The sequence below is a fragment of the Aestuariirhabdus litorea genome (assembly GCF_003864255.1).
Classification (GTDB): Bacteria; Pseudomonadota; Gammaproteobacteria; order Pseudomonadales; family Aestuariirhabdaceae; genus Aestuariirhabdus; species Aestuariirhabdus litorea.
On the sequence record NZ_QWEZ01000002.1, the window covers coordinates 1,143,555 to 1,162,949 of the forward strand.

Consider the following 19,395-nt stretch of genomic DNA (forward strand, 5'->3'; position numbering starts at 1 on the left):
GGTTCGCAATCAAGGCGTGGCTTTGCAGCAATGTCCAGACCTTGCAAAAAGTCACAACGCAGAGTGCGGATCAAGCTGAAAGCCCCGTAGGGCAAAGCCAGAAACGGCCAGCTTCTGTGTTGCAGACTTTGCTAAGGGCTACGGCCATTAGCTGCAGCCTGCGCCTTGAATCTGGCCGTTTCTGGCGCTTGCAGAAGCCGCAGAGACTTGTTCGCAGGCTCCCCAGGTACGCCCCCAAGGGATAAGCGCCATGCTGGCGCACACAGGGAGATAGAAACATGTTAACCCTCAAACGTCTGATGGTTGTGGTGCTCGCCGCCGTGCTACTGGCGGGCTGTGCGGGTGTGAAAATGACCCCGATGGCGGAGCAGGCGCTGCGTCCGCTGGCGGCGGATCAAAGCCGGGTGCAGTTTTTCCGCTCCTCCTTCGTGGGCAGCGCGATCGCCGCCTCGGTGTACGATGTGACCGGCGAAGAGGTGGAGTTTCTCGGTATATTGAACAACGACACCCGCATCATCGTCGATCGCCCGCCGGGCAAACGCACCTTTATGGTGGTCTCCGAGGCGGCCGACTATATGCACGCGGAGCTGGATCCGGGTCTCACCTACTACAGCATCATCACCCCCAGAATGGGGATGTGGAAGGCGCGTTTTTCCATGTGGCCGGTGCGCAATGGCGCCGCCGGTGAGTACCAGATCGATTCCAGCGAGTTTGCCGAGTGGATGCGCGAAACCCAGGTGATGGGGCTCTCCTCCAAGGCCCGGGGATGGTTCGAGCTCAACAAGGAGGATGTGCTGGAAAAGCACGCCAAGTACTGGCCGGTGTGGCTGAAAAAATCCCCCCAGGACCTGGATGAGCGAACCCTGCACGGCGCCGATGGCGTCAAACGCTAGGGGCTGACCCGGAGGCTTTCACTCCAGGCGCACCAGGTCGCGGTACTCGGCCACCGATACCGCCCATCCCAGCGCCTCGCGGACATGCACCCGCATGGCGTCGGCGGCCGCCGGCTCGCCGTGGGTGATCCAGGTGTGGCGCGGGGCGGCCTTGAACTGGCGCAGCCACTCGATGATCTCCCGATGGTCGCCGTGGGCGCTGAGGTTGTCGAGGCTGTGGATCTGGGCTTTGACCGGGAACTGCTCGCCGTGGATCTTCACCTGTTCGGCGCCATTGAGTAGGGCATCGCCGCGGGTGCCGGGGGCCTGGAAGCCGGCAAAGACCACGCTGTTGCGGTGGTTGGAGATCAGCGCCTTGAGGTGGTGCAGTACCCGCCCTCCACTGGCCATGCCGCTGGCGGAGATGATGATGGCGGGCATCTTGCGGCTGTTGAGCTCGATCGATTCCTCCACGCTGCGCACGTAGTGGGTGCAGGCGTCGATCTGTTCGCACTGCTCATGGCTGAGACGGTGCAGCTTATGAAAGCGCTTGTGCAGCTCGGTGGCGGAGATCGCCATGGGGCTGTTGAGGTAGAGGGGCAGCTCGAGGATACGCTCCTCCCGCTTCAACTCGCAGATCAGGTGCAGCAGCAGCTGGGCGCGCCCCACCGCGAAGCTGGGGATCAACACAATACCGCCGCGGCCGGCGGTCTCGTTGATGATGGTCTCCAGCGTCTCCTTGGGGTCCTGGGTGCCGTGGCGGCGGTTGCCGTAGGTGGATTCCACCACCAGGTAGTCGGCGCCGCTGACCGCCTGTGGCGGGTACATCACCGGGTCATCCTGGCGGCCGACGTCGCCGCTGAACAGCACCGAGGCGCGGGCGTCCCTGAAGTGGATGCAGCTGGCGCCGATGATATGGCCCACCGGCGAGAAGCGGGCGTTGAGCCCTTTGCCCAACTCAAGGGGCTCGTCAAAATCCACCGGTCGAAACAGCTTAAGGGCTCGCTCGGCGTCCTCCACGGTAAACAGCGGCTCGGCCGGGGAGTGGCGGGAGAACTTGCGCTTGTTGGCGTAGCGGGCATCCTCCTCCTGCAGGTAACCGGCGTCGGGCAGCAGGATCTTGCACAGCTCGAAGGTGGCCTTGCTGCTGTAGACCGGTCCCATGTAGCCGCGCCGCACCAGCGCCGGCAGGTAGCCGCTGTGGTCAATATGGGCGTGGGTGAGCAGTACCGCGTCCAGCTTGCCGCTCGCCAGCGGCAGGGGTTGCCAGTTGCGCTGGCGCAGGTTCTTGACCCCCTGGTAGAGGCCGCAGTCGATCAGGTACTGGCGGCCCTGGTGCTGGAGCAGGTATTTGGAGCCGGTAACGGTTCCGGCGGCACCGAGAAAGGTAAGGTCCATGGTGATCGCTCCCAGGCTGCGCGGGTCCAGTCCGCATTTCAGGTATAGCACAGGGGGCGGGTGGGGGTATTGATGTGGGGATGGGTATTGGCGTGACTCGCGACAGGGTGGTGGTGAGTCGCTCACCGAGGGCTTTCTTTGTACGAGCGCCTGCGGCTGGACACGATTGTAGGTCGGGCTTTAGCCCGACAGTCGAACGCTATCGTTTGAAGGCTAACTTACGCCTCAACCACCTTGTCGGGACGCCCCCTTGAGGCACCCGTCGGGGTGCGTCCAGACAAGGTCCTTGCCGCAAGGCAAAAGCGAGCGCGCCGAAGGCGCTCCTACTGGACTATTCGTTGTCGCCCTGAAGGGCGACCTACAGGGCTAGCCATAGGTAAATAGGTGAATAGGGGGGCTGGGGTCACGACCCCGCCCCTCAACTATCCAGGCACACCACCCGATTGCGCCCCGCCTGCTTGGCGCTGTAGAGCGCCCGATCGGCGGCGATCAGCAGTTGGGAGAAATCGCTGCGCGATTCACCAATGCAGGAGACACCGATGCTGAGGGTGCTGGGGATTGGCGGCTGGTCGGAAATCCTGATGGGGTGCGATGCCACCAGCTCGCGCAGTGTTTCGGCCATCCGCTGCGCCTGCTCACGTCCTGTGCCGGGCAGCAGGATGGCAAACTCCTCGCCGCCGTAGCGCGCCACCAGGTCGGTACTGCGGCGGGATCTCTCCATCAGGCCGGAGAGCCCTACCAGTACCTGGTCCCCCACCGAGTGCCCGTAGCGGTCGTTGATCTGCTTGAAGAGATCGACATCAATCATCATCAGCGACAGTGGCTGCTGATCACGCACGGCGAGTTTGCACAGCAACTCGCCCTGTTGCATCAGGGTCCGCCGGTTGGCGAGGCCGGTCAGGGCGTCGGTGCTGGCCTGGTGGGCCAGCAGGGTTTCCCGCTTTTCGATCTCGTGGGTGAAGATGCGCATCACAATGTAGACCTCGATCAGGCAAACCAGCACGGTGGAGCGGAACAGCCAGCGCGCCTGCTCGTCACTGAGGGGGACCAGGGGTTGATGGTCGCCGTAACTTTCGCAGAACAGGAACAGGATCACCGCTGCCAGGCTCAGCAGCAGGCTCTCGCGCTTTTCATGGTTTTCGAAGAACAGGAATACCCCCGCGGGCACCAGGAAGTAGTAGAGGTGCAGGCCGGTGTCCCGGTTCATGGTGAGGGTGGTGAGCACCAGCAGGTGCAGCATAAGCACAATAAAAAAGCAGCTTTTGGCCCCCCGTATAAACCCCTGTTTCATCAGCAGCAGGGCGGTCAGGTAGGCAAAGAAAAAAGCCAGGTTGATCAGGCTGAGGGAGAGCGACCCGAGGCCGATCCAGTAATAGAGCATATAGGCCAGGGAGAGGCCACAGGTCATCAGGCAAACCTGGTTGGTGACCCGCACCTTGTAGGCGGACTGCCCCGGCTGCAGATGGGCGACGCCGAGGTTGATGATGGCGGAGATAAAGGACATTCGCCCCGGCCTCAGCGCTGGCTGCTGTCGTCGGTGGCGTCGGTGGCGTCGGTGCGCCGGTGGCTGCAGGCGCTGATCTCCTGCAGGCGGCCGATCGCGAGGGCGTTGATGCTGCCCTCCGGGTAGGGCTGGTCGCCGCTGGCGCTGCCGGCCGCGATCCCGGTCAGCAGCTCCATCGCCTGGTCCACCTCGGCCACCGCGAAGATATGGAAGCGGTTGGCGGCCACCGCCTCGATCACCTCCTGGCGCAGCATCAGGTTGATGCGGTTGGCGCGGGGGATGATCACCCCCTGCTTGCCGGTGAGGCCGCGCACCTTGCAGAGGTCGAAGAAGCCCTCGATCTTCTCGTTGACGCCACCGATCGCCTGCACCTCGCCGTACTGGTTAACCGATCCGGTGATCGCCAGCGACTGCTGGATCGGCACCTCGGTGATGGCCGAGAGCAGGCAGCAGAGCTCCGCCAGCGAGGCGCTGTCGCCGTCGATCAGGCCGTAGGACTGCTCCATCGCCAGGTTGGCGGAGATCGCCAGCGGGAAGTGGCGCGCGTAACGCTGTCCCAGGTAGCCGCTGAGGATCATCACCCCCTTGGAGTGCAGCGCCTGCCCGAGGCTCACCTCGCGCTCGATATCCACCACCCCCCGGGAGCCGGGGAATACGGTGGCGGTGATGCGCGCCGGGGTGCCGAACTGGTTGTCGCCGAGCTGGTAGACCGTCAGCGCGTTGATCTTGCCGATGCTCGCCCCCTCGGTGTTGATCAGCACGGTGCCGTCGTTGAGCTGCTCCAGCTGCAGTTCGCTGACCCGGTTGGAGCGCTCCTGCTGGGCCTTGAGGGCGCGCTCGATGTGCTGCGCGTGGGTTACCTTGTCGTTGGCCAGGCGGCGCACAAAATCCGCCTCCCCCAAGAGGTTGAAGATGCGATTGAACTGCGCGCTCAGGTACTGCTGGTGCTCGGCCAGCCGGCAGCTGTACTCCACCAGGCGGGCCACCGCGTCGGCACTGAGCAGGGCAAACTGCTCGCGGGCCGAGAAGGTCTGCATCAGGCGGGCGAAGGCGGCGAGCGATTCGTCATCGCGATGGATGCGGTCATCGAAGTCGGCCAGCACCCGGAACAGGGCGCTGAAGTCGCTGTCGAGCTGTTGCAGCAGGTAGTAGGTGGAGCGGTTACCGATCAGTACGATCTTGGTGTGCAGCGGTATTGGCTCGGGGTCGAGGGTGATGCTGTTGACGATCCCCATCTCGCTGTAGGGGGACTCCATCTGCAGGCGCCGCTCCTTGATGGCGCGTTTGAGGGCGTCCCAGGCGAAGGGCTCCTGCAGCAGCTTCTCCGCCTCGATCACCAGGAAGCCGCCGTTGGCACGGTGCAGGCTGCCGCCGCACAGCTGGCGGTAGCTGCTGTTGATGGCGCTCATGTCGCCGGTGAACTCGACGCGGCCAAACAGGTTCTTGTAGCTGGGGTGCGGCTCGTGCACCACCGGCGCCCCCGAGGAGGGCTCGCGCGACACCATGATGTTGGGGCTCAGCTCCTCCTCCAGTAGCAGCCGGCTCTCATAGGCTTCGCGCATCTCCTGGCTTTTCTCGTCGATCAGCTTCTCCGGGATCATGCGGTGCAGCTGCTTGCGCATGCGCTTGAGGTAAGCCAGCAGGCAGGGGATGCCGCGGTAGCGCTTCTCCAGCGGGTCGAGCAGGGGGGCGATGGCGCGGGCGATGGTCTGCTGGGTCAGTTTGCGAAACTGCTCGGAGGACTCGCGCTTCCACTGCGGCAGCGGTAGCAGGGCGGTATTGAGCATCTCCTCCAGCTCGTTGATGTGCTGGTGGAAGAGCTCACGGGCCTCCTCCGGCAGCTGGGAGAACTCGGTCTCCTCCATGGCGCGCCCCTCCAGCATGGGGGTGAAGCTGACGGTGCTGGCGTCGCGGTAGAGGGCAACGTTGCGGGTGATCGCCTCCTTCTCCACGCCATCGATCACCTGGTCGTACTGGCGGTTGAAGGCGCGCTCAATGGCCGCCTTCTGCTGCTGGTAGCTGGGGTGTTCGAAGGCCGCCGGGAAGGTGTCCAGCAGGCTGCTGATGAGCTGGTCGATATCGCTCTTCAGGCGTGCAGCGGTACCTGCCGGCAGCTCCAGCATCAGCGGGCGGCGCGGGTTGTCGAAGTTGTTGACGAAGAGAAAATCGGAGGGGGTGGGCTGGCGCTTGCCCTCGCTGAGCAGGAACTCATTGATAAAGGAGGCACGGCCGCTGCCCTCGTCCCCCATCACGAAGATGTTGTAACCGGTCTGCTGCATCGCCACCCCGAACTGGATGGCGGTCACGGCGCGCTCCTGCCCCAGGATGCCGAGGTAGGGCTTGAGCTTCTCGGTGGTGGCAAAGGGAAACTGGCTGGCGGTGACGGGAGCGCTCAGCTGCTGGGGGGCCAGACGGGTAGGGTGCGACATCATGTGAGCAGATTTCACCTCAGAAATGTGGGGCAGGCGGTGACGGTCTTAGTGTTGGTATAGGTGATGCTAACAGAAAACACCACCGCGACACCTCCCATATCGAGGGGCGGGGGGCGAGGCGTGCAGGGGCGCGGTAAGCGCCCCGGAGCGGCTCAGCGCCGGGTCAGGAGGACGCCGGCTTCGCGGTGGTGCGAGTAGGGGAACTGGTCGAAGAGCGCGAAACGCTCGATAGCATGGCTCTGGCAGAGGGTATCGAGGTTGTGGCGCAAGGTGTCGGGGTTGCAGGAGATGTAGACCACCCGTTCGAAGCGCTGCACCAGCTGTTCCGTGGCCGGATCGAGGCCGGCCCGTGGCGGGTCGACGAAGATGGTGCCGAAGCGGTAGCTGTCGAGGTCGATGTGGCTGAGGCGGCGGAAGGGGCGCTCGCGGTTCATCGCCTGGGTGAACTCCTCGCTCGACATACGCACGATCTCGACGTTGTCGACGCCGTTGCGCGCCAGGTTGAGCTGCGCCGACTGCACCGAGGTCTTGGAGATCTCGGTGGCCAGTACCCGCTCGAAGTTCTGCGCCAGCACGGTGGTGAAGTTGGCATTGCCGCAGTAGAGCTCCAGCAGGTCGCCGCTGGACCCCCGGGTGGCCTCCAGCGCCCACGCCAGCATCTTCTCGCTGACCCCGGCGTTGGGCTGGGTGAAGCTGTTCTCCACCTGCTGGTAGTGGTACGCCCGCCCGTCCACGCACAGGGTCTCGTTGACGAAGTCGCGGTCGAGACAGATCTTCTGCTTGCGGGCGCGGCCGATGAGGTCGACCCCCAGCTGCTGGCGCAGGCCCGTGGCGGCCGCGACCCAGGCCTCATCGAGGCGCTTGTGGTAGATCAGGGTGATCAGCAGCTCGCCGCTTTGGGTGCTGAGAAACTCCACCTGGAACAGGCGCCGGCGCAGGATTTCCTCGGCGCAGATCGCCGTCATCAACGGCTGCATATGGCGATTGATCAGCTCGCTGGCGATGGGGAAGTCGCGGATCTCAACGGTGCCGTGGGGCGGGTTGGGGTCGTGCATGGCGTAGAAGCTGCGCTCCGCCTCGTGCCAGATGCGGAACTCGGCGCGCATGCGAAAGTGCTCGGGAGCGGAGGCAAACACCTCCAGGGCCGGCGGCGCGAGGTCGGCAAACTGTGCCTCCAGCTGCTGCGCTTTCTCGTCCAGCTGCTGCTGATACTGTTCGGGGTAGGTTCTGCCCAGGGTCATCGGTCTAGTCCAGCCATGCCATTTTAATGATAAACAGAAGCGAGATGATCACCAGCGCCGGGTTGAGGTCGCGCCAGCGTCCCGCCAGCAGCTTGATGCCGGTGTAGGAGATAAAGCCGAGGGCGATACCGGTGCTGATGGAGAAGGTCAGCGGCATGCTGAGGGCGGCGATCACCACCGGTGCGGCCTCGGTCAGGTCCTCCCAGTCGATGGTGGCGAGCCCGCTGCTCATCAGCACGGCGACAAAAAACAGAGCCGGGGCGGTGGCGTAGGGGGGGATCATGCCCGCCAGCGGTGACAGGAACAGGCTGGCGAGGAACAGGCAGCCGACGGTGACGGCGGTGAGCCCGGTGCGCCCGCCGGCGGCGATACCGGCGCCGCTCTCGATGTAGCTGGTGGTGGTGGAGGTGCCCAGTATCGAGCCGCCCATGGTGGCCATGCTGTCGGCCATCAGGGCACGACCGAGGCGCGGCAGCTTGCCATCCTTGCCCACCAGTCCGCCCTTCTGGGCGACGGCGATAAGGGTGCCGGAGGTGTCAAACAGGTCCACGAAGAGGAAGGCGAAGATGATACTGATGAGGCCAACCTGCATCGCCCCCTCGATATCCAGCGCCGCGAAGGTGGGGGCGAGGCTGGGGGGGGCGGCGAAGAAGCCGTTGGCCTCCACTTTGCCCAGCGCCAGGCTGGCCAGGGTAACGGCGAGGATGCCGATCATCACCGCGCCGGTCATGCCGCGCTGCGCAAGGGCCACGATCAGGAAGAAACCGAGGGTGGCCATGATCGGCGGGTAGAGGCTGAGGTCGCCGAGGGAGACGTAGGTGGCGGGGCTGTCCACGACGAAGCCGGCGTTCTTGAGGGCAATAAAGCCGAGGAAGAGGCCGATACCCGCGGCAATCCCCATGCGCAGGGACATGGGGATGCTGTTGATGATCCATTCGCGGATGCGGAAGACGCTGAGCAGGAAGAAGCAGAAACCGGAGAGGAATACCGCCCCCAGGGCCACCTCCCAGCTGTACCCCATCTCCCCCACCACGGTGTAGGTAAAAAAGGCGTTGAGCCCCATCCCCGGTGCCAGCGCGATCGGGTAGTTGGCGTACAGTCCCATGATAAAGCAGCCGATGGCGGCCGCCAGGCAGGTAGCGACAAAGACCGCACCGCCGTCCATTCCGGCGCTGGCCAGCATGCTGGGGTTAACGAAGATGATGTAGCCCATCGTCAGGAAGGTGGTGAAGCCCGCCAGCAGCTCGGTTTTGATGGAAGTGTGGTGTTCCCTGAGTTTAAACAGCGTCTCAAACATGGAGATACCCGTGGGTGCGAACCAGAAAAGGCGCGCAGTGTACACGAATTGTGCTGTTTTAACAGGCCAATCCGCGCCAGATTCCCCGCCGCAGGCTATTGGCGACGGGCGCTCAGCACCACGAATTTGGGGTTGCTGTCCAGTGGCCGGCAGTTGCCGAACAGGCGCTTGAGCTGTTGGTGGTAGCCGAGGTGGCGGTTGCCGACGATGCGCAGCTCGCCCCCCACCCGCAGGCTGCGGTGGGCCTGGCGGAACATGCGCTGGGCGATCTGGTCGCCGACCGCGTGCTGCTGGTGGAAGGGGGGGTTGCAGAGGATCAGGTCAAGGCTGGCGGGCTCGACCCCCTGCAGGCAGTCCCCCTGCTCGAAGCGGGCGCGGGGGTCGTCGCCCCGGTTGTGGCGCCAGTTGTGTTCGGCGCAGGCCACCGCCAGCGCCGACTCATCGCGAAACAGCAGGCGGGCGGCCGGGTTACGGCGCGCCGCCACCAGCCCCAGCAGGCCGTTGCCGCACCCCAGGTCGGCGATCTGCAGGGGGTGCTCGCCGGCGGGGATATGGGGCAGGAAGAAGCGGCTGCCGATATCGAGCTGGTCGAGGGAGAAGAGGTTGGCGAAGTTGGTGATCACCAACTTCTCCTCCGGCAGCCGGTAGCCGGGGGGCGGGGGCGCCTCCGGCAAGGGGCGCTCGGCGGGCTCGGCGAACACCAGGCGCGCCTTCTTGCGGGCCAGGGAGCTGCGGGTCGGGCCCACCAGCTGCTCGAACAGTTGCAGGGTCGAACGGTGGATATTGCGCGCCATGCCCGCCCCTATGATGCGGCTGTCGGCGTTCAGGTGGGGGCGCAGGCGCCGCAGCTGGTACTCCAGTAATGAAAGGGTCTTGGGGATCTTGACCAGCACCGTGGCGTAGGTGCCCTGCAGGGGACTGAGGGGGGTGGCCAGGCTCCAGCGGTCGGCGTCGATGCCGTTGAGCTCGCCGTTGCGTTGGGCACCGCGGGCGCTGAGCCAGGAGTCGGTCTCAAGTTGCGGCTTGAGCCCCAGCGTCGCCAGGTTGAGGGTGAGGGCGCCGAAGCTGTCGTTGAGCACCAACACAGGCGCCTCGGCCGGGGCCTCGGCCAGCTCCTCCAGCAGCAGCTCGTCGGCGGCATCCCAGGCCCTGAGTGACCCCTGGCGGCTGTGGGGCAGGCGCTGCAGCTCAAGCTGGGCAAAGGGGCTCGGGTAGTGGGTTTCCATGGCGGGGCATCGGGCGGCTGAATAAAGTTTGCTATCGTACTAAAGTACGGTACTGAAGTCGCTAGGGGGCTGCTAGCGTTGTCCGCACCAGGCCACCCGTCCCGGCCCCCGAGCCCCTACAAGGAGAGAGTCATTGATGAAAGGCCGTATGATGCAGGTGCCCCTGCTGACCAGCGATATCCTCAAGAACGCCATGCAGCGTTACCCCGATCAGCAGGTGGTCAGCCGCACCAACGAGGGCAGCATCCACCGCTACACCTACGCCGACGCCTACCGTCGCAGCTGCCAGCTGGCCAATGCCCTGGCGCGGCTCGGGGTCGAGCGCGGAGAGCGGGTAGCCACCCTGGCCTGGAACAACTTCCGCCACCTGGAGCTCTACTACGGCATCTCCGGCTACGGTGCCGTAGTGCACACCCTCAACGCGCGTCTGTTTGCCGAGCAGTTGCAGTACATCATCAATCACGCCGAAGACCGCTTAATCTTTGTGGACGCCCCCTTCCTGCCGATGCTGGAGGAGGTGCGTGAGCAGATCCCCGGCGTGCGGGGCTTTATCGTCAACTGCGACCCCGAGCAGATGCCCGAGACCACGCTGGCGCCGCTCTACTGCTACGAAACCCTGCTGGCCGCCGAGAGCGTGGTCTTCGACTGGCCGCGCCTGCAGGCCACCGACGCCTCCGGTCTCTGTTACACCTCGGGTACCACGGGTAACCCCAAGGGGGTGCTCTACGACCACCACTCCAGCGTGCTGCACGCGATGATGAGCGGCAGCTCCCAATACCTCGACTTCAGCGAGCGCAGCTCGGTGATGCCGGTGGTGCCCATGTACCACGTGTGCGCCTGGGGGGTCCCCTTCTCGGCCCCGCTGTATGGGGCCAAGCTGGTGCTGCCCGGCCCCAGCATGGATGGCGTCTCGCTGCAGGCGCTGATCGAGCAGGAGGCGGTGGACAAGGCCTACGCGGTCCCCACCGTCTGGCTGGGGCTGCATAACTACCTTGAGGCCTCCGGCAAGCGCATCGACTCCCTCAAACTGGTGGGGGTGGGGGGCGCCGCCTCGCCGCGGGCGCTGGTGAAGCTCTATGCCGAGCGCTACAACGTCTACTGGATGGGGATCTGGGGGATGACCGAGACCAGCCCCCTGGCCACCGCCGCGATCCCCACCCCGGCACTGGAGGCGATGGAGGCGGAGGCGCGCTACGACCTGCAGGCCACCGCCGGGCGGGCGATGTTCGGGGTGGAGATCGAAATCTTCGATGCCAACGGCGAGCCGGCTCCCCACGACGGCGAGAGCCGTGGCAACCTGCGGGTGCGGGGTCCCTGGGTGTTGGCCAGCTACTTCAAGGGGGAGGGCAGCGGCAGCTTTGTGGACGGCTGGTTTGATACCGGCGATGTGGCGGTGATCAACCCGGACGGCTACCTCAAGATCGTCGACCGCAGCAAGGATGTGATCAAGTCCGGCGGCGAGTGGATCAGCTCGGTGGACCTGGAGAACGCGGCCCTCAACTACGACGCCGTCAATGAGGCCTGCGTGATCGGTGCCCGCCATGAGAAGTGGGACGAACGGCCGATTATGCTGGTGACGCTCAAGCCCGGTAAACACTATGATGAAGCCGGGCTGCGGGCGGAGCTGGAGCAGCGGGTGGCCAAGTGGTGGATGCCCGATGCGATCATTGTGGTTGATGAGCTACCCCACACCGGCACCGGCAAGTTGCGCAAGGTGGAGCTGCGTCAGGACTACGCCGGGTTTTTGATCAACCGGCAGCCGTAAGGGGCCGCCGCGGCCCGCTCCCTATTGCGACGGGTGCTGCAGAACCTGATCTCCAACGCTATAGGCTACACGCGCAGCGGGTGGGGCTGCCGTGTGATCAGGGCACTTTATTGCTACTATGCACTCCATTTAACGGGCCCCCTGAGGGGACATCTGTCATCGAGAGGCGCGAGGAATCTATGTCTGAATTTGATTTTGACCTGTTTGTTATTGGCGCCGGTTCCGGCGGCGTTCGGGCCAGCCGTATCGCGGCGGGGCTGGGGGCGCGGGTGGCGGTGGCCGAAGACCGTTACATGGGCGGCACCTGCGTGAACGTTGGTTGTGTGCCCAAGAAGCTGTTTGTCTACGGCGCCCACTACGCCGAGGATTTCGAGGATGCGCGGGGCTATGGCTGGAGTGTCGGCGAAACCGCCTTTGACTGGCCTACCCTCCGCGACAACAAGAGCCGCGAGATCGAGCGCCTCAACGGGGTTTACCGCAACCTCCTCAAGGGGGCCCGGGTTACCCTGCTGGAAGGGCGTGCGCGGCTGGTGGATGCCCACACCGTGGAGGTGGACGGGCAGCGCTATAGCACCGAGCGGGTGCTGATCGCCACTGGCGGCTGGCCCTTTGTGCCCGAATTCCCCGGCAATGAGCATGTGATCAGCTCCAACGAGATCTTCTATCTCGATCAGTTCCCCCGCGAGGTGCTGGTGGTGGGCGGCGGCTATATCGCGGTCGAGTTTGCCGGCATCCTCTCCGGGCTCGGCGCCAACACCCGCCTGCTCTACCGCGGCGAGCTGTTCCTGCGCGGTTTCGACCAGGAGGTGCGCGAGGTGCTACGGGACGAGATGAGCCAGCGCCACAACCTGGAGCTCTGTTTCAACACCGATGTGGTATCGATCGACCAGCAGGCCGACGGTCGCCTGCGGGTTGAGCTCAACAACGGCCAGTCGCTGTTGGTAGACCAGGTGCTTTACGCCACCGGGCGGGTACCCCACACCCAGGACCTGGGGCTGGAGAATGTGTCGGTGGCGCTGGATGAGAAGGGGGCGATCCGGGTCAATGAGCAGTTCCAGACCAGCGAACCCTCGATCTATGCGGTGGGGGATGTGATCGACCGTATGCAGCTGACCCCGGTGGCGCTGGCCGAGGGGATGGCGCTGGCGCGCCACCTGTTTGGTGGCCAGCCGATCGCCCTCGATTACGATAACATCGCCACCGCGGTATTCAGCCAGCCCAACATCGGTACTGTCGGCCTCAGTGAGGAGCAGGCGCTGGAGCGCTTCGGCAAGCTGCGCATCTACACCACCCGTTTCCGCCACATGAAGCACACCCTCAGCGGGCGTCAGGAGAAAACCTTTATGAAACTGGTGGTGGACGATGCCAGTGACCGTGTGGTGGGTTGCCATATGGTGGGTAGCGAGGCGGGCGAGATCATTCAGGGGATCGCCATCGCCATCAAGGCGGGGGCCACCAAGGCCACCTTCGACAGCACCATCGGCATCCATCCCACCGCCGCCGAGGAGTTTGTCACCCTGCGGGAGGTGACCCGCACCGTCGGCGGCTGAGGCCCTGGCCGGGGGCCGGACTACCGAGCGGCCCCCGCAGCTGGTATGCTGCCCCCTTTTTGCCCCACGGAGAAGTCGAATGTCAGACACCAATCAGCCCGCCATCACCACCGACGAGGGTCGGGTAAGCTACGGAATCGGTCGCCAGATGGGCGATCAACTGCGCGAGAACAGCTTTGAGGGGGTCGACATCGAGCTGGTCAAGCGTGGCCTGGGCGATGCCTTCAATGGCCTTGCCAGTGCGGTCTCCGCCCAGGAGCTGCAGGGCGCCTTCCAGGTGATCAGTGAGCGGGTCCGCGCCGCCCAGGCCGAGCAGCACAAGGCGCTGGCCGCCGAGGGCGAGCAGTTCCTGGCCCAGAACGCCGAGCGCGAGGGGGTGGTGGTGCTGGAGTCCGGCCTGCAGTACGAAATCCTGGAAGAGGGCGATGGCGATAAGCCGGGCCTCAACTCCACCGTGCGCACCCATTACCACGGTTCTCTGGTCAACGGCACTGTGTTTGACAGCTCCGTTGAGCGTGGACAGCCCGCCGAGTTCCCCGTCAGCGGTGTGATCCGCGGTTGGACCGAGGCGCTGCAGCTAATGCCCACCGGTTCCAAGTGGCGCCTCTATATTCCCTACCAGCTGGCCTACGGTGAGCAGGGTTCCCACGGTGCCATCCCTCCCTTCGCGGCGCTGATCTTTGAGGTGCAGCTGCTCGATATCCTCTAGGGCTTCGCTAGTACCGCAGGCGTCCCCCCGGGCGCCCCATAAAAAAACGGGATACTCCCTGGGAGATCCCGTTTTTTTATGGGCTTGTTTTATCTTTCAGCCTCAAGCCTCAAGCCTCAAGCCTCAAGCCTCAAGCCTCCACTCGAGTCTTTCTGTCGCTGTGGTCAGGGGCGGAAGGTGCCGCGATCGAAGAGGTCGAACAGGTCTTCACCGCTCATCTCGTCGAAGCTGTCCGGGTCGAGCTTAGGCTTTTTGCCCCGCGCCTTGGGTTCGGTCGCAGCCGGCTTGGGCGCGGGCTGGGCCGGCTTTTTGGCGGCGGCGCTGGGCTTGCGGTCGTCCGGGCGGGGCTTGGCGCTGGGCTTGGTGGCAGGTTTCGGGCCAGAGCCACCGGCGGAGCCGGTGCCGCCAGTGGCGGTCTGGCCCTGGCTCTCCAGGTGCTTATCGTAGACTGACTTCTGGCGCGGCTTTTCGCGCCGCGTCTGCTTCTTGGTTTTGCTGCTTTCGATCGCCTTGCGGGTGGTCTTGCTGATCTTGCGCAGCTCTTCGGAGATCGATTTGGTCTTCTTGCGTCGAGTCATGATGCCCGTGGGCTCCTGGTTGAATGGCCTTAGCTTAGTCAGGCGGCGCTGCCCAGTCGACCCATCTTTTGCAGGGCGAGCTGCTCCAGCGCCTCAATCCGCTCCACCTGCTGGCGGGTGAACTGCTTTTTCTGGCGCTGGGAGCGCTCGCTGGCGCGCTGCCGTTCGATCGCCTCGCGCAGGCGTCGCAGGTGTTGCTCCTGCTCGCGCTCCTGCGGGCGGTGGAGAGGAGTGGCCGGGTCCGCTGGCGGGGTGGAGTGGCTTGCCTCCGGGGCCGCCTGCAGGCGCTTGAGGGTGGCCATCGCTTCGGCGATCACCGACTCGCTGCTGGGTCGGGGGGATTCATCCTCCGGGGGTGGGGGCTCGATGGTGCTCGTCAGGGGGGCCGCCTCGGGCTCCGGCCGGGAGGCGGGCTGAGGTGCCGCGAGGGGGGCTTCGCTCTCCTCCCCGACGCGCTCCAGAGCCCGAACTTCGGGGGCGGTCATGGCGGGGCGGCCGGCGCGGCTGCGAGCCAGGGGATCGACCACGGTGAATTCGGGTACCCGATTGCCGATGCCGGCGATCGCATCCTCCACGCTGGTGCGTTTGCCATCGAATCGCACCACGGCCTCACCTGCCGCATTGATATGGGTCAGGGGCCCCGATGCCTCCGGGCTCGCCCCGGCGGCCGGTTCGGCATTGGCCTTGGGGGCGGAGCGCTTGGCTGTGGTTCGGGTGCGGGGCTTCTTGGCGGCGGGCTCACGCGCGGCCACAGCGGTCTTGTAGCCCTTGAGCGACTCGGCGCCGAGGGCCTCCAGCGCCTCGCGCTCCAGCTCCTGCAGTTCGCTGCGGTCGTCGGTGTAGTCCCACTCCTCGAGCTGGAAGTTGTCCGCCCCCTGGGCGCGAATCTCACGGTAGAGGGGGTAGTCCAGCCCCGACTCGGCCGCCTCCACAATCTTCTCCCACTGCAGCAGCAGCGGGTTGCGGGTGGTGCCGACGTAGGTCTTGCCGGTGGAACGGTTGGATACGGTAAATACGATCAAAGCTAACCCCTGTCACGGATTATGCGGATGGATACGGTGGCGGAAAAAAGGGCGCAATTATACCGATCGAAATCTCCCTTACCAGACTTGACAAGGGTACCCTGGGGTAAATATTTTCAGGGCTACCGAGGGCAAAAATCGCTGTCTCCCGATGGCGTGGACTAGACTAGCCTGATACCGGGTTGTTGGGATGGGCTGGGGTTAGGTTCGCTGCTCCCGGGGCGACCGGCGCCTACCCCCGTTACCTGAAACCGCACAAAGGGAGGAAAGATGGATCGGTCAGAGCACAGTATGTACACCCTCTTCGAACAGCTGGGGTTGGCGGGAAGCGATCAGGAGATCGTTGATTTCGTGGCCCAGTATGGCCCTCTGCCCAGGGAGGTAGCCCTGGCGGACGCCCCCTTCTGGAACAGGGCACAGGCCCAGTTTCTGCGCGAGGAGATCGCCAAGGACGGGGATTGGGCCGAGCTGGTGGATGAGCTGGACGCCCTGCTGCGCAAGTAGTCTGCCCCGCCAAGGGGTGAGCCTCGGGCTGACGCGGCTAGAAGGTACGGGATACCGAAAAATTGGCCAGCAGCTCCATGGCGTCACGGGCATCGCTGGCGGGTAGCACCTGCAGGGCTTCGATCGCCTCGCGGGCGTAGCGCTGGGCGAGGCTGGCGGTGTACTCCAGCGCACCGCTGCTGCGCACTGCTTCGGTAATCGCCTCGATCTGCTCCAGCCCGCCTTTCTGGATCGCCTGCCTGACCAGCTGCGCCTGGGCCTCTGTGCCCTCGCGCATGGTGTAGATCAGGGGCAGGGTGGGTTTGCCTTCGGCCAGGTCGTCACCCACGTTCTTGCCCATCGCCTCGGCGTCACCCTGGTAGTCGAGCAGGTCATCCACCAGCTGGAAGGCGATCCCCAGCTTGTCACCGTAGCGCCTGAGCGCCTCCCGCTGCGGGGTATCAACGCCACTGAGGACGGCCGCCGCGTGGGTGGAGGCTTCAAACAGCATGGCGGTCTTGGCGCGGATCACCTCCATGTAGATCGCTTCGGTGGTGTTGGCGTCACGCACCTTCATCAGCTGTAGCACCTCACCCTGGGCGATCACCGTGGTGGCGTTGGACAGTATGCGCATCACCTCGAGGTCGGCGATATTCACCATCATTTCGAAGGCACGGGAATAGAGGAAATCCCCCACCAGTACGCTGGGGGCATTGCCCCACTTGGCATTGGCGGTATCGCGCCCGCGCCGCAGGTTGGACATATCGACAACGTCATCGTGCAGCAGGGTGGCGGTGTGCAGGAACTCGATCACGGCCGCCAGGGCGATACGGGCGTCACCGCTATAGCCGCAGGCGCGGGCACTGAGCAGTACCAGCAGCGGGCGCAGGCGTTTGCCCCCCGCATTGACAATGTATTGGCCAATGGTCTGTACCAGTGGCACATCGGAGCTCAGCTGCTGCTGGATATGCCGGTCAACGGTGGCGAAATCGTCGCTCACAACGGCTTGGATCTGGTCGATGGGGCTGTGGTTGGCCATTGGCATAGAACTACTTAATGAGTGCAGGATGGGGTCGCATCCTATGGGGTGCTCCTGAAAGAGTCAAGAAGTCACGGAATTCAGGCGCTGTAGGGGTTGTGTGTGGTTCTGGCATGCCGTAGAATCTGCGCCCCTGATTTTGAAAATCCTGGGGCGCTGTTCCACTTGTTACCGCAACCATTGGTTGTGGATGGAGAACGGTAGCCCGCATGCACGGGTCTGAGAGGCGGTCGCCCACCTAAGTGCAGGAGTTTCAGAGAAAAACTCTGGCCGGTTCGCCGGTTGGATGCCTTTAACAACAAGGCTCGCCTGGTTCAGGCTAATCTTGGATTTTCGGAGAAATGTATGTACGCAGTTATTGTAAGCGGTGGCAAGCAGTACCGTGTCGCAGAAGGCGAGACGCTGAAGCTGGAAAAGCTGGAAGTTGCTACCGGTAACACCATTGAATTTGATCGTGTGCTGCTGGTTGCAGCCGGTGATGACGTCAAGATCGGTGCTCCCGTCGTTGAGGGTGCCAAGGTGAGTGCAGAGGTGGTGAGCCACGGTCGTGCCAAGAAGGTCACGATTGTTAAGTTCAATCGTCGTAAGCATCACCGCAAGCAGATGGGCCACCGTCAGTGGTTCACTGAAGTCAAAATCACTGGTATCAACGCCGGTTAAACGAACGAAGGAGTAAACTCATGGCTCACAAAAAAGCTGGTGGTAGTACACGTAACGGCCGCGACTCGGAAAGTAAACGACTTGGTGTCAAGCGTTTCGGTGGTCAGCAGGTCATTGCAGGTAACATCCTGGTTCGTCAGCGCGGTACCCGTTTCCACGCTGGTGAAAACGTAGGTATTGGTAAGGATCACACCCTGTTCGCGAAAGCGGATGGTCGCGTGGTGTTCGAGGTCAAGGGGCCTGCCAAGCGCAAGTACGTTCGTATCGACGCCGCCTGATCGGCTGCCTGATGCGGAAAAGAAGCCCCGTCCAGTGCGGGGCTTTTTTGTGTCTGCCGGCAAGGCAGCAATTGGTATACTCTGAGAATCGCAGTGGCGCGCTTCTCTGTTACGGAGTCTCTACATGAAATTTGTTGATGAAGCCCTGGTGCACGTAGCGGCTGGTGACGGGGGCAACGGCTGTCTCAGTTTTCGACGTGAAAAATTTGTTGCCAAGGGTGGCCCCGACGGTGGCGACGGTGGCGATGGCGGTAGTGTCTATGTGGTGGCCGATAACGCCATCAACACCCTGGTCGATTACCGTTTTCAGCGCAGTTACCGCGCCGAGCGCGGGCAGAACGGCATGAGTCGTAACTGCACCGGCAAGAAGGGTGAGGATATCTACCTCAAGGTGCCGGTGGGTACCACTGTGATCGACGATGCGACCACCGAGGTGATTGGCGACCTGACCGAAGAGGGTCAGGTGTTGCTGGTGGCCCAGGGCGGCTTTCACGGTCTTGGTAATACCCGTTTCAAGTCCAGTGTGAACCGTGCGCCGCGGCAGACCACCCAGGGTACGCCGGGCGAACTGCGCGACCTCAAGCTGGAGCTGAAGGTGATCGCCGATGTGGGCCTGCTGGGGCTGCCCAATGCCGGTAAGTCGACCTTTATTCGCGCGGTCTCGGCGGCCAAACCCAAGGTGGCCGATTACCCCTTTACCACCCTGGTGCCAAACCTGGGGGTGGTGAGTGTGCAGAGTCATCGCAGCTTTGTGGTGGCCGACATCCCCGGATTGATCGAAGGGGCTTCCGATGGCGCCGGGCTGGGGGTTCGTTTCCTCAAGCACCTGGCGCGCTGCCGTATCCTGCTGCACCTGGTGGATGTGGCCCCGATTGATGGCAGCGACCCGGTGGCGGCCGCGCAGTCGATCATCAAGGAGTTGGAACAGTTCAGCCCGGCGCTGGCGGCACGCGAGCGCTGGCTGGTGCTGAACAAGGTGGACCTGCTGCCGGAAGAGGAGCGGGAGGCGATCTGTCGTGATGTTGTCGAGCGCCTCGGCTGGGAGGGCGAGGTTCGCTACATCTCCGCCATTGGCGGGCTGGGCACCAACGAACTGTGCCAGCAGTTGCTGACCCGCATCGAAGAGCGCAATGCCGAAGAGGCGGAAGATGAGGCGATCGCCGAGGCGGAGCGCGAGTTCAAGGCGCAGATGGAGGCCGAGGCGCGGGAGCAGATGCGCCTGATCGGTGAGCAGCGCCGTGCTGCCCGCCTGGCGCGCAAGCGCGGTGGCAGCGATGACGACGATGATGACGACGATCACGATGTAGAGATCATCTATCAACCATAGTCTGGAGAGACAAA

Annotated in this window: 17 protein-coding genes; 8 read left to right on the forward strand and 9 right to left on the reverse strand. The window is 64.0% G+C overall.

Translation table 11 applies throughout. The annotated features are described in order from the left end of the window. Positions 1–278 precede the first annotated feature (278 nt). A complete protein-coding gene (locus tag D0544_RS15450) occupies positions 279–893 on the forward strand; it encodes a hypothetical protein (RefSeq protein WP_125017722.1) in 615 nt (204 codons plus the stop codon). Positions 894–911: 18 nt separating this feature from the next. Here the strand turns inward: D0544_RS15450 and D0544_RS15455 are convergent, their stop codons facing one another. From D0544_RS15455 to D0544_RS15480, 6 genes are all read right to left on the reverse strand, one after another. Next, entirely contained in the window at positions 912–2,270 is a 1,359-nt protein-coding gene (locus D0544_RS15455; protein ID WP_125017724.1) for an MBL fold metallo-hydrolase RNA specificity domain-containing protein, read from the reverse strand. A 418-nt stretch (positions 2,271–2,688) separates the two neighbouring features. Then, the gene (locus D0544_RS15460) at positions 2,689–3,774 is read right to left on the reverse strand and encodes a GGDEF domain-containing protein (RefSeq protein WP_125017726.1); all 1,086 of its coding nucleotides are present in this window, start codon (positions 3,772–3,774) and stop codon (positions 2,689–2,691) included. An 11-nt stretch (positions 3,775–3,785) separates the two neighbouring features. Further along, positions 3,786–6,206, reverse strand: a complete 2,421-nt coding sequence (locus D0544_RS15465; protein ID WP_125017728.1) for a Lon protease family protein — start codon at positions 6,204–6,206, stop codon at positions 3,786–3,788. 152 nt (positions 6,207–6,358) lie between these two features. Further along, the gene (gene trmA / locus D0544_RS15470) at positions 6,359–7,447 is read right to left on the reverse strand and encodes a tRNA (uridine(54)-C5)-methyltransferase TrmA (RefSeq protein ID WP_125017730.1); all 1,089 of its coding nucleotides are present in this window, start codon (positions 7,445–7,447) and stop codon (positions 6,359–6,361) included. 4 nt (positions 7,448–7,451) lie between these two features. After that, complete coding sequence (locus tag D0544_RS15475) at positions 7,452–8,750, reverse strand: NCS2 family permease (RefSeq protein WP_424220791.1); 1,299 nt, start codon at positions 8,748–8,750, stop codon at positions 7,452–7,454. 89 nt (positions 8,751–8,839) lie between these two features. Continuing rightward, positions 8,840–9,970, reverse strand: a complete 1,131-nt coding sequence (locus D0544_RS15480) for a methyltransferase (protein ID WP_125017734.1) — start codon at positions 9,968–9,970, stop codon at positions 8,840–8,842. A 136-nt stretch (positions 9,971–10,106) separates the two neighbouring features. On the opposite strand from D0544_RS15480, the gene D0544_RS15485 reads away from it, so the two are divergent. From D0544_RS15485 to bamJ, 3 genes are all read left to right on the forward strand, one after another. Then, complete coding sequence (locus D0544_RS15485; protein ID WP_125017736.1) at positions 10,107–11,735, forward strand: long-chain fatty acid--CoA ligase; 1,629 nt, start codon at positions 10,107–10,109, stop codon at positions 11,733–11,735. A gap of 179 nt (positions 11,736–11,914) precedes the next feature. Continuing rightward, on the forward strand, positions 11,915–13,285 hold the full coding sequence (gorA, locus tag D0544_RS15490; protein WP_125017738.1) for a glutathione-disulfide reductase: 1,371 nt from the start codon (positions 11,915–11,917) through the stop codon (positions 13,283–13,285). Between the two features lie 79 nt (positions 13,286–13,364). Beyond that, positions 13,365–13,994, forward strand: coding sequence for a BamJ family beta-barrel-assembly machinery protein (gene bamJ, locus D0544_RS15495; protein ID WP_125017740.1), 630 nt, complete (start codon positions 13,365–13,367; stop codon positions 13,992–13,994). A 164-nt stretch (positions 13,995–14,158) separates the two neighbouring features. On the opposite strand, the gene D0544_RS17260 is transcribed toward bamJ, so the two are convergent. Together D0544_RS17260 and D0544_RS15505 are read right to left on the reverse strand one after the other, a co-directional pair. Beyond that, entirely contained in the window at positions 14,159–14,572 is a 414-nt protein-coding gene (locus D0544_RS17260; RefSeq protein ID WP_207905903.1) for a hypothetical protein, read from the reverse strand. Between the two features lie 38 nt (positions 14,573–14,610). Continuing rightward, positions 14,611–15,594 carry a GIY-YIG nuclease family protein gene (locus D0544_RS15505; protein WP_125017742.1) on the reverse strand — a complete coding sequence of 328 codons (984 nt, stop codon included), beginning with the start codon at positions 15,592–15,594 and terminating at the stop codon, positions 14,611–14,613. 270 nt (positions 15,595–15,864) lie between these two features. Here D0544_RS15505 and D0544_RS15510 point away from each other — a divergent pair, with 270 nt between their 5' ends. Next, a complete protein-coding gene (locus tag D0544_RS15510) occupies positions 15,865–16,098 on the forward strand; it encodes a DUF2789 domain-containing protein (protein WP_125017744.1) in 234 nt (77 codons plus the stop codon). Between the two features lie 37 nt (positions 16,099–16,135). Here the strand turns inward: D0544_RS15510 and D0544_RS15515 are convergent, their stop codons facing one another. Continuing rightward, positions 16,136–17,122, reverse strand: a complete 987-nt coding sequence (locus tag D0544_RS15515; RefSeq protein ID WP_481147843.1) for a polyprenyl synthetase family protein — start codon at positions 17,120–17,122, stop codon at positions 16,136–16,138. 339 nt (positions 17,123–17,461) lie between these two features. Here D0544_RS15515 and rplU point away from each other — a divergent pair, with 339 nt between their 5' ends. The 3 genes from rplU to cgtA all read left to right on the forward strand — a co-directional run bounded on the left by rplU (position 17,462) and on the right by cgtA (position 19,381). Next, positions 17,462–17,776 (forward strand): 50S ribosomal protein L21, encoded by a 315-nt coding sequence (gene rplU / locus D0544_RS15520; RefSeq protein ID WP_125017746.1) that lies wholly within the window; start codon positions 17,462–17,464, stop codon positions 17,774–17,776. Between the two features lie 20 nt (positions 17,777–17,796). Further along, on the forward strand, positions 17,797–18,054 hold the full coding sequence (gene rpmA, locus D0544_RS15525) for a 50S ribosomal protein L27 (RefSeq protein ID WP_125017748.1): 258 nt from the start codon (positions 17,797–17,799) through the stop codon (positions 18,052–18,054). 124 nt (positions 18,055–18,178) lie between these two features. Next, positions 18,179–19,381, forward strand: a complete 1,203-nt coding sequence (gene cgtA / locus D0544_RS15530; RefSeq protein ID WP_125017750.1) for an Obg family GTPase CgtA — start codon at positions 18,179–18,181, stop codon at positions 19,379–19,381. The last annotated feature ends 14 nt before the right edge of the window (positions 19,382–19,395 follow it).

Coding starts and splice junctions, on each gene's coding strand:
- D0544_RS15515 (WP_481147843.1), bottom strand. CDS start 17,122: ATGCCAATGGCCAACCACAGCCCCATCGACCAGATCCAAGCCGTTGTG.
- D0544_RS15450 (WP_125017722.1), top strand. CDS start 279: ATGTTAACCCTCAAACGTCTGATGGTTGTGGTGCTCGCCGCCGTGCTA.
- D0544_RS17260 (WP_207905903.1), bottom strand. CDS start 14,572: ATGACTCGACGCAAGAAGACCAAATCGATCTCCGAAGAGCTGCGCAAG.
- trmA (WP_125017730.1), bottom strand. CDS start 7,447: ATGACCCTGGGCAGAACCTACCCCGAACAGTATCAGCAGCAGCTGGAC.
- D0544_RS15485 (WP_125017736.1), top strand. CDS start 10,107: ATGAAAGGCCGTATGATGCAGGTGCCCCTGCTGACCAGCGATATCCTC.
- D0544_RS15480 (WP_125017734.1), bottom strand. CDS start 9,970: ATGGAAACCCACTACCCGAGCCCCTTTGCCCAGCTTGAGCTGCAGCGC.
- D0544_RS15465 (WP_125017728.1), bottom strand. CDS start 6,206: ATGATGTCGCACCCTACCCGTCTGGCCCCCCAGCAGCTGAGCGCTCCC.
- rpmA (WP_125017748.1), top strand. CDS start 17,797: ATGGCTCACAAAAAAGCTGGTGGTAGTACACGTAACGGCCGCGACTCG.
- D0544_RS15455 (WP_125017724.1), bottom strand. CDS start 2,270: ATGGACCTTACCTTTCTCGGTGCCGCCGGAACCGTTACCGGCTCCAAA.
- bamJ (WP_125017740.1), top strand. CDS start 13,365: ATGTCAGACACCAATCAGCCCGCCATCACCACCGACGAGGGTCGGGTA.
- D0544_RS15510 (WP_125017744.1), top strand. CDS start 15,865: ATGGATCGGTCAGAGCACAGTATGTACACCCTCTTCGAACAGCTGGGG.
- rplU (WP_125017746.1), top strand. CDS start 17,462: ATGTACGCAGTTATTGTAAGCGGTGGCAAGCAGTACCGTGTCGCAGAA.
- D0544_RS15460 (WP_125017726.1), bottom strand. CDS start 3,774: ATGTCCTTTATCTCCGCCATCATCAACCTCGGCGTCGCCCATCTGCAG.
- cgtA (WP_125017750.1), top strand. CDS start 18,179: ATGAAATTTGTTGATGAAGCCCTGGTGCACGTAGCGGCTGGTGACGGG.
- gorA (WP_125017738.1), top strand. CDS start 11,915: ATGTCTGAATTTGATTTTGACCTGTTTGTTATTGGCGCCGGTTCCGGC.